General features: G+C 50.0%; 8 protein-coding genes. 4 read left to right on the top strand and 4 right to left on the bottom strand.

All coding sequences use genetic code 11. The features are described from left to right. The first annotated feature begins 52 nt into the window (after positions 1–52). The 3 genes from CWI83_RS07700 (at position 53) to CWI83_RS07690 (ending at position 1,889) form a co-directional block, all read left to right on the top strand. Entirely contained in the window at positions 53–508 is a 456-nt protein-coding gene (locus CWI83_RS07700) for a methylated-DNA--[protein]-cysteine S-methyltransferase (RefSeq protein ID WP_126827776.1), read from the top strand. A gap of 104 nt (positions 509–612) precedes the next feature. Then, positions 613–927, top strand: coding sequence for a hypothetical protein (locus tag CWI83_RS07695; protein ID WP_126827774.1), 315 nt, complete (start codon positions 613–615; stop codon positions 925–927). Beyond that, the gene (locus tag CWI83_RS07690; protein ID WP_126827772.1) at positions 927–1,889 is read left to right on the top strand and encodes a DUF3667 domain-containing protein; all 963 of its coding nucleotides are present in this window, start codon (positions 927–929) and stop codon (positions 1,887–1,889) included. The genes CWI83_RS07695 and CWI83_RS07690 overlap by 1 nt, the downstream gene beginning before the upstream one ends. Positions 1,890–1,938: 49 nt before the next feature. On the opposite strand, the gene CWI83_RS07685 is transcribed toward CWI83_RS07690, so the two are convergent. Beyond that, complete coding sequence (locus CWI83_RS07685) at positions 1,939–3,213, bottom strand: NAD(P)/FAD-dependent oxidoreductase (protein WP_126827770.1); 1,275 nt, start codon at positions 3,211–3,213, stop codon at positions 1,939–1,941. 152 nt (positions 3,214–3,365) lie between these two features. On the opposite strand from CWI83_RS07685, the gene CWI83_RS07680 reads away from it, so the two are divergent. After that, positions 3,366–4,265, top strand: a complete 900-nt coding sequence (locus CWI83_RS07680; RefSeq protein WP_126827768.1) for a MaoC family dehydratase — start codon at positions 3,366–3,368, stop codon at positions 4,263–4,265. A gap of 25 nt (positions 4,266–4,290) precedes the next feature. Here the strand turns inward: CWI83_RS07680 and recD are convergent, their stop codons facing one another. Genes recD through recC form a run of 3 tightly spaced genes read right to left on the bottom strand, consistent with a single transcriptional unit; the run spans position 4,291 to position 13,393 of the window. Further along, positions 4,291–6,282, bottom strand: coding sequence for an exodeoxyribonuclease V subunit alpha (gene recD / locus CWI83_RS07675; protein WP_126827766.1), 1,992 nt, complete (start codon positions 6,280–6,282; stop codon positions 4,291–4,293). Further along, on the bottom strand, positions 6,279–9,971 hold the full coding sequence (gene recB, locus CWI83_RS07670) for an exodeoxyribonuclease V subunit beta (protein WP_126827764.1): 3,693 nt from the start codon (positions 9,969–9,971) through the stop codon (positions 6,279–6,281). The genes recD and recB overlap by 4 nt, the downstream gene beginning before the upstream one ends. Then, positions 9,968–13,393, bottom strand: coding sequence for an exodeoxyribonuclease V subunit gamma (recC, locus tag CWI83_RS07665; RefSeq protein ID WP_126827762.1), 3,426 nt, complete (start codon positions 13,391–13,393; stop codon positions 9,968–9,970). The genes recB and recC overlap by 4 nt, the downstream gene beginning before the upstream one ends. Between the last annotated feature and the right edge of the window lie 16 nt (positions 13,394–13,409).

Genomic DNA, 13,409 nt, shown 5'->3' with positions numbered 1-13,409 from the left:
ATGCTTAACCTGTGTCAACCCTAGCACAGTCGCATAGGCCGAGAGAACTCACATGAGCTTTGAAATCACCATGAACAGTCCAATCGGACCGCTTCAACTTGCCAGTGATGGGGTTGCATTAACCCAACTCAGTCTCTCCACCCACGCGCTGCGGGAAAACTCATGTGCTCTCTTAGAGGAGGCGAAACGGCAGATTAACGGCTATTTTCAGGGTCAACTCCGGCAATTTGATCTCCCTCTCAAGCCACATGGGACACTTTTCCAACAACAGGTGTGGCGCCAGCTGCAACAGATTAAATTCGGTGAAACCAGCAGTTATGGGGAGATTGCCAATCGGATTCACAACCCTAAAGCGGTGCGGGCAGTTGGTATGGCGAACCGCAGTAACCCTATTGCATTAATCATTCCGTGCCATCGAATTATTGGTGCAAATCGAAAATTGGTGGGCTACGCTGGTGGAATAAGCATTAAAAAATGGTTGTTAGAGCATGAAGGCGGCTGGCCTTAAACTTGTTTATGACAAAGTAAAAACAAATTAAACGACTCGCATGATGGGTTAAATGAGGCTTTAATTACTCTCGAACCCACAACTAAATACACGGGAGAATGACAATGAAAAAACTCATCATACTTGTTATCGCGATTGCAGCTACCTTCACGACGGTTGCCAGTAACGCGCTGCCATTACAAGCGCAACAGGCTGACAAAGGTCAGCAAACTACTACGGAAGCACGCGAAAAGGCGGCAGCAGCTAAGACTGAGCGAGATGCTTTGCGTGAACAAATGAAGGCAGAGAAGGAAGCTCTTAAAGCGGAACGTGAGGCGCAGCGCGAGCAGATGAAAGCGGCACAAGGTCAGGACGACGCTGAAAAAGCCGATAAGGACAAAAAAGATAAAAAGAAAGAAAAGAAGAAAGACGATAATTAATGGAATTATCTCGAACTTCAGATTCGGCCGCTGCGGCGGCTGAATCGTCTCCACCGCAACCACACTGTAAAAACTGTGAAACTCCACTGCAAGGGGAGTTTTGTCACTCTTGCGGTCAGCACGACCGTCTATATTTGCGCAATATCTTCGCCGTTGTGGGTGATTTATTTGGTGAAATTGGTCATTACGACTCGCGTTTTTATCGCACCATAGCTGGGCTGCTGTTTCGCCCCGCTTTTCTCTCACTTGAATTTGTTCGTGGCCGCCACGCCGCCTATGTTCCGCCACTGCGGCTTTATTTTTTAGTTTCGCTCATTGCATTTTTAATTTTAGGCTCACTGATTGATACGCCAGACCAGCAATTGATCGAGACACAAGCGAAAGCTGAACAAGTCACAACCGACTCAGAGCCTGCATCGACGCCTGCAGAGAAAGATACCGTCGATATCGATCAGTTAAACCTAAACTTAAGTTTTTTGAATGCTGAAGACCAAGCCTTCGTTCAAGCGAAACTAGAGTACCTGCTCGATAACCCGCGAGTTTTGCGACAGCGCTTACTCTCACTCGCACCGCAAATGATGCTGGTAATGCTGCCGTTTTTTGCGCTTTATCTGAAATTATTATACCTCTTTAGAAAACGGTATTACCTCGAGCATCTCACCGTCTGTTTGCATACTCATGCGTTTATTTTGTTGAGTATCACCCTGATCTTTCTGGTTGAACTGGCCAGTAGCCAATTAAGTCGTTTAACCGGCTGGTCGATTATTAATGAAACCTACGCTTGGCTCGAACAAATCGCATTTATTTGGATTCCGGCCTATTTGCTCTTTACCCAAAAACTGTTCTATCAGCAGAGCTGGCCACTCACTTTATGGAAGTTTCTTTTAACCATGATCGGTTATCTTGTGTTACTCGCCATCGCCTTTATTGCCCTGCTGATCATCGGCGTGTTAACCGCTTAAACAAACAAAAAAGGCCCCGTAAAGGAGCCTTTTATCATTGCGGTAAAGGTTATGATTTGGTGCGTTTCACACCCATCATGCGTAACCCAATTTTTTCATAAATTGGTTCGCTGGTGCCGCGTCGGACTTTATACATAAAGTATTTTTCAAAGGCGATCTTAGCCAAGTGGACCCAACGTCCTGAACCAGTCCAGTTCCGATTACGCGGAGGGTTCTGAGGAACAGCCAAGAAAGCTGCACCGGTATTACCCATATCCGCCAAACAGAGTGCACTTAGGCTTGGTTCAGTTAATTCGTCGCGTTGCTCGATGTCCGCTTTGATATTATCAACGATCGCCGTGGTCATCGATTCAATCATTAGCCCGGTCTTCGGAGCTCCGACAGGTATCGTAGTCTCTTCAATCGGTGCGAGCGCAACACAAACGCCTGCGGCAAAAATATTTGGATAAGCTGGTGAACGCTGATGTTTGTCGGTTATCACAAAGCCTTTCGGGTTACATAGTTCGGGCACTGCAGCAACCGCTTCACTACCTTTAAAGGCCGGTAAAAACATCGCATGTTGGAATGGTAAAGATTTCTCACCCAATGATTTGCCAAAATCGTCAAACTGTTCAAAGTGCGCCGTGCCTTTTTCAAAATGAGTAACCTTGGCATTACAAATCCACTTGATCCCATGTTCACGGAACTTATGCTCAAGCAGACCTTTGGAGTCACCAACACCACCCAGCCCCATATGGCCAACATAAGGTTCTGGAGTGACAAAAGTGATCGGCACTTGGTCACGGATTTTACGTTTGCGTAGTTCATACTCAAGTGATAGCACATACTCGTAGGCTGGGCCGAAGCAGCTCGCTCCAGGTAATGCACCAATCAGGACAGGACCCGGATTCTCATACAGCTCAGCAACTTCTTTACCGGCCTCAACAGCGTGATCAACCGTACAAATTGAGTGAGTGAAACCTTGCTCAGGTCCTGCACCCTCAATATTTTCAAAGGCCAGACGCGGTCCCGTGCAGAGGACTAAATAATCATAATCGCGCACACTACCATCACCGAGGGTCAGCTTTTTCTGCTCAGCATCAATTGCTGTTACGCCGGCGCTGGAAAAACCAATTTTGCGTTTGCCAAAATATTTATCGATTGGCATCACGACTTCGTCACGTGTCCGCGTGCCGAGTGCAACCCATGGATTTGATGGGACAAAATTAAACTCATCGGATTCACCGATTACGTCGATACTGACATCTTTCCCAAGTCGCTCACGCAATTCAAAAGCAACGGAAACACCACCTAGGCCAGCACCCACAACTGTTACATTAGTCATTGTGGACTCCATTATTTCGTTCTATTCTAAACTACCCCTTCAATATGGAAGATAATCTTTATTTCGTCAATACCTAAAATAAGTAAAATGATCCAACCGCTGGGGAATTAATGTTAAACTAATGTTTTTGCAGAAGCTCAAGGTGCAATAATATGGCGGCCACAGCGGCACCCGAACAGTTCAAATCCCTTGCCAGTTTACCGAGCATGTTTTTCCGCTCGCTATTTACTGTTGCCCGTAAAGACGTGGCTGCTGCAGACGCGTTTGAACTGACGGCATATTATCAAGCACCTGCATTTTCCCCTGCGCAACAACAAGCGTTTCAGGACAGTTTTGCTGGATTTCGCAGTGAATTGCCGCTCGCACTCTTATATTGTCTTGCGCAACGCGTGCATTTAGCGCAAATGTTGGAGCCGGATTTTCCATGGCCTGCTCCTGGACTCGTGCATGTTAGCAATGCCCTGCGCCAACACGCACCGATTGACTCAACACAAGGCTTTCAATTGACCGCGCATGTGGCGATTCCTGCACGCGGACCGAAAGTGTCTGCGCGACGGTTACGGCCGCTGTTTACGGTCGACTTTTATCAAAACGAACAACATGTCGCCTCGTGTCTTAGTGAATATCAAGTGATGCCTAAGGATCGGGGCAAACCGAGCAAAAAGCGTGAGCAAAAAAGCTGTGCCGAGCCTGCAGCCGAGTGGCATGGTCACGATAGTTGGAAGCTTACTGAGACGACTGCACGCGAATACGCGCGACTATCTGGTGACTTTAATCCAATTCACCTGCATCCGTGGCTCTCGCGTTGGTTCGGTTTTGCCCAACCCATCATTCACGGTATGTACATGGCAGCGCGCGCTCAAGCTGAACTGGAACGCTTCCATCAGCGCCCGTTAACCGCTATTGAAGTCACCTTCAAACGTCCCGTGCCATTACCGGCAGAGATTAAGCTCTGGCATCAAACGAGTGACGATGACGGCAATGGCAGTTATCAGATCTGTGGTGCTGAGGACCATTTGCAACGCCTTGAAGGGCGCTATCAACTCGGTTAACTGAAACGTAACCTACCACTACAACTTAAAGACCGCCGTATCGCTCAACCCGGCGCTGAGTTGCCTTCAGGGCTAACTTCGGCTGCGCCGCAATCAAGGTAAACTGCTCGCGCGCCCGAGTTACTCCGGTATAGAGTAACTCTTTGGTCAGAATCGGGCTATCATGAGCCGGTAACACCAACGCTGTATGCACAAACTCAGACCCCTGTGATTTGTGAACTGTCATTGCGTAAACCGTTTCTACTTGATTCAAGCGACTTGGCATCAGCCAGCGTACCGGTAATTCTGTGCTCTCCCCAAGAGCTGGAAATGCAACTCGCAGTGGCTCATCCGGACGCGTCGCAAGGGCGATCCCAATATCACCATTGCGCAAATCAAGCTGATAATCATTGTGAGTCATCATCACTGGACGGCCGTGATACCAGCGCTCCCGCGAGTTTGTGCTTGGGCGGAACCAGCTCTCAAGCATTTGATTGAGGCCTTGCATCCCCCATTCGCCCTCACGCACTGCGGTGAGTAATTGAAACTGGCCTAGCTGGCGGAGGACCCGCGCCGCCCATTCGGCGAACTCGATATCCGTGGCGCTTGGCTCAGGTCGTTCAGCGAGACTTTGTTGGAGTGGCTGCAAACCTGCTTTCACAAACTGGTAGAACTCATTTGCAACAGCTGTCTGTGGCTGTAATAGCGCAATATTTGCCAAACTCGGATTAGCCTGCGTCGCTTGCGCAGAGTCGGCAAGCCAACTTTTGAGCCAAGTGGTCTGTTGCTGATTAATTTCAAATGCGAGTTTGCCAATCCCTTTCTCGGCATCAAAGCGCCGACTCTCCCGCAACATCACCGTATGTTGGAGATACGGAGCAACCGTATCGGTCGTAGCGATATAGTTTGCAGGGATCGCCTCTCCCGTAGCTTGCTCTAACCAGTTCGCGGTAGCGGGTTGATACCCTCCGGCATCAGCACCAGCACACAATTGACCGAGGACGGCCCCCGCCTCAACTGAGGCGAGTTGGTCTTTATCACCCAATAAAATCAACCGCGCCTTGGACGGTAAAGCTGCACACATCGCTGCCATCATCTCAATGTCAATCATTGAGGCTTCATCAACAATGAGTACGTCGATTGCGAGCTGATGCTGGCGGTGATGAACAAATTCGCGGGTGCCAGGTTGGCTGCCAAGTAAACGGTGCAAGGTTACTGCGGTTAACTCAGTCTCTGCTCCGGTATTCAGTAGTTGCTGATAGTTATTCGGCAAATTTGCTCGTTCCGCCGCGATCGATTCAGTCATCCGCGCTGCGGCTTTTCCGGTTGGTGCGGCTAAGCGGATCCGCAACGGCTGTGCGCCTGTATGCAGCGCTTGCAAAAGCGCTAATAACCGCACCACAGTGTATGTTTTGCCCGTTCCCGGACCACCGGTAATCATACTAAAACCGCTCTTCACCGCCATAGCACAAGCAAGGCGTTGCCAACTTACCTGAGGCGCTTGTGGCGGACCAAATAGTGCCGTCAAATGTTCGGCGACCTGTGGTGCTGTAATAGGCACCTGTTGGGTCATCCGCCGCTGCAGATCTACGCTGATACCTTGTTCATAATTCCACATTCGGCGCAGATAAATCGCATCCTCAACCACCACCAGTGGGCTTTGCTCACCCTTACATACAACAGATTGCTGCAGGGTTTCGAGCCATTGCATGGGCTCTTGCTGAGCAAAGATCTGATCTGGCAAAAAAGCGGCGAGACTCTGATCAAGAGCTTGCGGATTCAGCCGCAAGTGCTCTGGCAGAATGTGGAGATAGGCATCAGGATTACGCCTCAATTCGGCAAGCTTTAAACAAGGGTGGCCTTGCCCCAATTTATGGCTGACGAGCGTGGCGAGGACCGCAACTTGCAGACTCTGCTCCGAATCCCCTAATTGCCGCTGCAGATATCGACCGAAATTGATATCAAGTGCCCTTAACCACCCCTGCTGCTGCCATACTTCAAGAGCTTGCCAAATTGTACTCACTGAGACTCCGTTCATAGTGGCTCCTTCACCGCAACTGCAGCACCATCGAAAAGCTTATCAAGCTGGGTAATGAGTTGTGCGGGGGGACGGTCAAAAAATGCTCCTCGCGTCTCTGCTTCAGCGCCTCGCAAAAATAAATAAAGCGCACCGCCGATATGCGTTTCATAACAATACTTGGAACCCAATCGAGCTTTTAAAATTCGGTGTAAAGCGAGGGTATAAAGCACATATTGTAGGTCATAGCGTGCGGCTAAAATCTTCGCCTGCATCGCTTCATGGGTATAGGCGGATGCATCAGCACCAAGATAGTTTGATTTATAGTCGCAAACGTAATAGCGCCCCTGCCACTCAAAGGTTAAATCAATAAAGCCTTTCAACATGCCATTTAATTGCATTTTATCGAGAGTTGGCCGTGCTTGGCCCGGTAAGATGTGTGCTTGGACCAAGCGATCGAGCGTTTGCGCATCGACCTGTTCCGCATTAAACCAAAACTCAGGCTCTGCTTGGTACGTTTGCAATTGCTGCAAAGCCACCTCGGTATCCGCAAGGACAAAAGAGGTATTAAGGTAGTCTCGTAACCATGTCACCAAGGTTGCATGATAAGGCTGCCACTTGGGTAATTCGGTGTGCGGTGCAAGCCAGCTCGACAAGTCAAAATCTGCCGCAGCAAGGCGGGCAAAACCATCGTTTGCAGCTTGCTCAAGAATATTGTGCAAAAAGGTTCCAGGTTGCGCCCCCTTGGCGAAAGCATGAATCGTATCAGCTCGTGGCGATTGCTCAACTTGTGGCACATCATCATATTTACTTTCAAGTAAGGTATTATCTTGAGTCGTATCTGCTGTGGTTTGCGCGCCAAAGCGTAAGGCGCTGTAACTCGCAACCCACCATGGCGTGCGTTTAAATTCCTGTGGTAGAGTACATACCGCAAGCTCCGGCGCTGGTTCACTTGCGACAGTAACGGATGTTACCGTAGCAAAGCGATCTAACTCGTTGATTTCATGCTGAATGCGCTCGCGGACGCGTTGATAATCAACTGGCTGATCCTTACTCGTTTTAAAGCTTGTTCCAGTCAGTAGGTAATGCAGTGCGGACTGGCTAAAAGAGTTAAACGGCGCAATCCCCACATAGGTTGCAAATTCGGCCCGAGTCATGGCGACATATAATTTACGAATATCCTCAGCGAGCCGCTCTGCATCAGCATATTCAACCGCTGTCGAACTGTTCTCAAAAGCCAGTTGCAGTTGTCCTTGCGGAGTATGATAGACCAGTGGCGCTTGATCCGGTCTAAAACTTGCTGCTCGGGTCCGCCCAACAAAGGGCAGAAAAACGACGGGATACTGCAAACCCTTCGATTTATGAATCGTCACGATTTGAATTAACTTACTATCGCTTTCTAAACGAATCTGCAACGCATTGTTATCCGTACGTTGCTGCTCTTGGGCAGCATCAATTTGTTCGCTAAGATAACGCAGCAGGGCATGACTTCCTTCTAAGACGCGACTCTGCTGTTGCAGTAACTCAGCTAAGTGCAGCAGATCGGTCAGAGTCCGCTCGCCACCCACCCGTTGGAGTAAGTAGCGGGGGATATCAAACTCGTGCCAAACGGCTTCCAACATGGCCAGAATCCCAGCTTGTTGCCAGCGCTGCTGGTAACGCTGAAATTGCTCCACGCGTCGGTCCCACGCCAACTCATCCCCTAGTTCATGTTCAAGTTGCTGCCACGGAAGATGACAGAGATCGGTCGCTAGCGCAGCCCGTAACCGCCGATCATTAAACGGGTCAGCACAAGCGCGGATAATGTGATAGAGCTCTATTGCAGTCTGGCCTGCAAATACTGAATCACGCTCAGACAAATACACGCTGCGTAATTGCCGCTTGCTCAGAGCACGCCGCATCGCAGTCGCCTCCTTGCCATCGCTGACTAAAATCGCAATATCACCGGGCTGCAATCGCTCCAGCTTGGACGCATTCGCAAAACCGGTCGCAGGATCGCTGAGCAAGTGACTGATTTGCTCCGCAGTGCGATCGGCTAACTGTTGCCGTAGTTGGTGCTCAGATAGCGCTGCCGCTTCATCGTTCACATACCAATTAAACTGCAGCGCAGATGCTTCCTTACCGGCGACATGCCAGGCTTGATCTCGACCATTAGCTTCAACTTCGACATAAGGAACCGGATCATCGGCACCATCTTTGAAGCGAAATACGCCCTGTGGATAATCCTGCGCAGCCAAGAAAAATTGATTGCTTGCTTGCACCATTGCTGCACTTGACCGATAGTTTTTCATCAAGGTGTAGTGGCGACCTTGCGTGTCTTGGCGGGCTTGCAAATAAGTGAAAATATCCGCATTGCGGAACGAGTAGATCGCTTGTTTCGGGTCGCCAATAAGAATAATACCGCTATCTGGGCGTGGCTGAGCAAGCTGATAGACACGGTTAAAAATATCATATTGGATAGGATCGGTATCTTGAAACTCATCGATCATCGCCAACGGGAATTGCGCTCGAATCAAGTCAGCGAATTGCTCACCTTGCGGTCCATTTAACGCATCTTGAAGGCGGGTGAGCATATCATCAAAGCCCATCTCGCCATTTTGCTGCTGCAATTGTTGGGCGCGCTTGGCAACCCAGCGCAGCGCATGCTCAAGCAAAGCGGCTTGCGGTTGCTGCAGGCTTTCAGCCTGCTGCTTGATTGCCGCGAGCCGCGTAAATGCGCGCAGTGCTTTGACGGGCTCATGTAACACCTTCTCCATCCCATCAAGGCTTACTCTAAACCACATATTCGGCTTTAAATCAGGTGCGAGCGTTGCTGCAGTTGACGATAATGAAACGACCCAATCGTCTATTTCATTCAAGATAGGGTCAACCCATTGTTTTTGATAACTCCGCGTATTAACCCGGTCTGATTGCTTATATAACCCCTCACAATAGACTCGCAATTCCGCAAACTCATCTTGGAGCAGGTGCTGCTCACTGCGCAGTTGTGCGAGTGCTTGATCCCGTTGCTGCTGCCAGCTTTGCAAAATTGTATGGGGATCAACTTGCGTATGCTGAGCCACTTGGCGTAGTTGTTGCTGCGTATGCATTGCCCGGCGGGCTAAGCGCAACGGATCACCCACCGCTTTTTGGATAAGCTCACATTGCTCAACGGCGCTGGGGCTGTCCCCCAATGAGCTAATAAAGGTTCGCCAATAATCGCGGGCGGCATCCTCCCATAAACCTTGTTGATCGGTATTCAACTGCTGACTAAACAAACTACCGCTGGCAAAGGCGTGCTCGCGTAACATGCGATTACACCAGCCATGGATGGTATGGACCGCAGCGTCATCCATGGCCTGTGCCGCTAACTCCAAACGCCGCGCAAGTTGTGGCCACTCAGTCGCTTCAAAGTCGCGGCGTAAATCCTGCAAAAAGCGATCGTCACTGTCAGCTTGCTCGGCAAAATAGCGCGCAGCTTCGGTTAACCGAGCTCGGATCCGATCCCGTAATTCAGCTGTCGCGGCCTCGGTGTACGTCACTACCAGAATCTGATCCGGCCGCAGCAGTCGTCCAAAGGCATGTTCCTCACCGCCATGATTCAAGACCAAACGCAAATATAAGGCAGCAATGGTATAGGTTTTACCGGTCCCGGCACTGGCCTCGATTAATCGACTCGAACTCAGTGGAAAACGTAGTGGTTCAAGATTGTGTAGCGTTGCGTCGCTCATGCCTCTGCCTCCGTGCTGGTGAACTGCGCTTGATTCTCTTCCAAACAGCTTCGCAAACACTCCGCTAATGGCTGATAAAGCGCATCCGCAGTGGCATTAAACAGGTCTTGATCAAGCTGCTCAAAAGAACCAAAACAGCGGCTAAAATGGGGCGTATTGGTCTCACTCATAAAACCATTCTCGGCATTTTGTACTAACCCAAAAGTCCCTTTTTGCCAATCCTCGTCACACCACTCAAAGGTCACTGGAAGTGGTTCACACAAGCCCTGTTCGACCTGCTCGAGTAAACCATCAAGTACCTCTTTTGCTTGCGCCGCTGAAATCGGTTGCAGTAGCCAGCAGCCATCTTGACTGAGTACTTGTGTTTCACAGGCCTCAACCGTATTGCACAACAAGTGCTGTAGGAGCGGGCGAAACCAATGCTTAAACTTCGTTCGTTTTCCCCGAGAACTGATCAAAGCTTTCGAAGCAGAACAGAAAATCGCAGCGAGCTGTCCTGTTGCAGTGCGCCGCAAGCCATGAATCGTTTCCTCTAACTCGAGGCCATTGCACTGATAACTCAATCGCTGCGGCTCAAGCGCTTGTGGATACTTCAAAAAGCAGCTCTGGTAGTTGCACATAATAAACTCAGCTGGACGGCGCAAATCTGTAGCCAATAGTTGCCCTGCTGCCCCGGCGGGGATACTTCCAGCCGCGCTAAGTTGAGCAAGATAGCGGCTCATTTGAGCATCTATCTGCAGCTGTTTTGCAGTAGTTGCATCAAACTGTTCGAGCTGTGCTTGCAGATGTGCTAACACGCGATCAAGGAGTTGCCAACTATCAAGCCCTGAGGGCGCTTGTAATTCATCATCGGCGCTGTGTTGCTGGTAATAACTTAAGTTAAGACCAAAGCGCAATTTGAAAAACAACCGCGCGGGCTCTTCCAAAAACTGCCGTACATCATTCAAACTCAAAGCTTGCGGTGCTTGCCAAGGCGCCAGTGCTTGCACTTTGGCAAGCTCACCCTGCTGATGCAGCGCTTGCCACTCGGCCGCATAGGTAAAAAGCTGACCAAACTGCGGTTTGGCCTGTTCAAAATAACGTCGTGAAAAGGCCTGCAAAGGATGTTCGATAATTCTCTCCTTGGCACCTTCCCACCCTTGCTTAAGATGTTCAAAGAGTTGGCTCAATAATACCGACGGCGGCTGTTCCGTATTGTCGCGAATGCTGCGTCCACACCAACTCAGATACAGACGTTGCCGCGCCGATAACAGCGCTTCAAGGAAGAGATAGCGATCATCCTCCCGATGCGAACGATCACCCGGACGATAGTCATGTGCCATCAAGTCAAAATCGAGTGGTTTTTGCGTGCGAGGATAATCGCCATCATTCAAACCCAAAATACAAATATGCTTGAATGGAATAGCCCGCATCGGCATCAGCGTGGCAAAGTTAACCCGGCCAGCTAAAAAACGTTGCTGCAGCGAGCTTTGTTCCATCCGCTGTAACCAACTTTCGCGAACCACTTGCAACGACAAAGGTTGGACAAACTCGCCCGCATCAATCGCTTCATGCCATTGTTGCAAGTGATGCTGCAGACGTTGCAACAGCAGTTCATCACTATCCTCAGCAGGAGCAAAGAAATCCGCTAATAGTTGCTCGAGTGTTACGCGCCAACTCGCCGCATCATATTGCTGTTGCAAGCGCCGCTGCCAGTTCTGTAAGCGATGAATAAACTCCGCTAGCGCGCCAGCCACCTCGGCCTCAAGCCCCGCCACTTCAGGATAGGCGACGGTATGCTGCCATTCTGGTAACAGCCCCGCTTCGGCCTCACGACCTACGGCATAACCGAACAGCATGCGTTGTAAGCCAAACAACCAACTGTTTCGTCCTTCTGCTGCTGGAAGTCCGAGCTGCTCTCGATGGGCTTCATCTAAGCCCCAGCGGATTTCTGCCTCGCTAATCCATTGTTGTAGTTGCGGTAACTGACCGGCACTGATTCTGAAACGCTCAGCAAGGGCTGGAACTTGTAACAAATCAAACACATCGCTGGCGCGCAGACGTTGTTGCGGTAGGCTCAGGAGGAACTCAAGCGCCAACAGAAGTGGCTGCTGACGTTGCGCTTGGTCGGCCAAACTGAATGGAATATGACGCGGATCATCGCGCTCATAACGCCCGAAAACAGCCTCAATGTGAGCTGCATAAAGATCAATATCGGGCACCATGACCATAACATCGCGGGGCTCGAGCTCGGGATCTTCAGCTAATGCGGCCAGTAAGTGATCATGTAAGACCTCAACCTCGCGCTGGATACTGTGGCAACTATGAATCATGATTGAGTGATCATCTTGGCGCCACTCACGTTGCTCCGCTTGAATTTCTGCGAGCGAATTCAACTGCAAAATATCGTTCTGCAATTGTTGCAGCACAGATTGCGGCTCTAGCTCAGTGAATAAATCAAAATTAAGCGTATTAAAATGCTCACCTTTGGCTTGAGTTTCATCAAACTTGTCTAGCAAGCGAATGTAATCTCGTCCTTGTTTGCCCCAAGCAGCCAATAGTGGGTGCGCCTTCGCATGGAGTTGCTCATCATCTAGTTCAGCTGACATCCCTTGTTTATAGGCTTGGCGGCGCTCATATCGCTCATAAATACGGAGTAGATCGCGATCATCAACAATATCCGCCCAATGATATTGGCAGGGGTTTTGCACGCACAGAACGATTTGCATACAGCCCTTTAACGCATCAAGGACTTCAAGTAATTGCTCTGGCAAACTGGAGATCCCAAATATGATCACTCGTTCAGGTAGCTTCGCCGGTTTCGTCTGCGGGGTCAGTTGCTGCGCCTTTTTGATAAATTGGCGGTGTAACTGAGCCCGGTTATTCCACATCTGGTCGCCGACATCTGCCAACAAAGCGCGCCATAGAATGGGCTGCCAACTCTGCTCAGCATTGGCCGCCGTATCTTTCCCGAGTTGCCAGTCGGCTAGCCAGTCGGCTCGATAAATTTGATATTGGTCGAACAAGTCCGCCAGCCGCTCAGCGAGTTGAAAACTCTTTTGCGGATCGTCTGAATCACCCATATAACTCTGCAACGCGCTAAATTCTGGACGCTGCAGTAATTCCGGTAAAATCCGTAAGATTCGCCAGGTTAGGCGATCCTTATCAAATGGGGATGTTTTTGGGAGCTGCTCACCAAGCACTGCACGGTAAGCATGCCACTGGAACCGAGCTGGCAAGGTGACATCGAGCATGGCCGCAATACCTGCAGCTTGCGCGAGATTAATTTTGAGCCACTGGGCAATTCCGTTTGATTGTACCAGCAGCGTTTCGGTCGAAAGTGGGGCGAGAGGATAGTTCCGTGTGAGTTCCACAGCAAGATCGGTCAGCTCCTCTAACCTATGACTATGGGCAACAATAAATCCTGGTGTTAATTCACTCATGTCAGTCCTCTCTATG

The organism is Pseudidiomarina taiwanensis, assembly GCF_003987435.1.
Classification (GTDB): domain Bacteria; phylum Pseudomonadota; class Gammaproteobacteria; order Enterobacterales; family Alteromonadaceae; genus Pseudidiomarina; species Pseudidiomarina taiwanensis.
The sequence above is the reverse complement of the archived record's forward strand: the minus strand, read 5'-3'. Positions and strand labels throughout refer to the sequence as shown.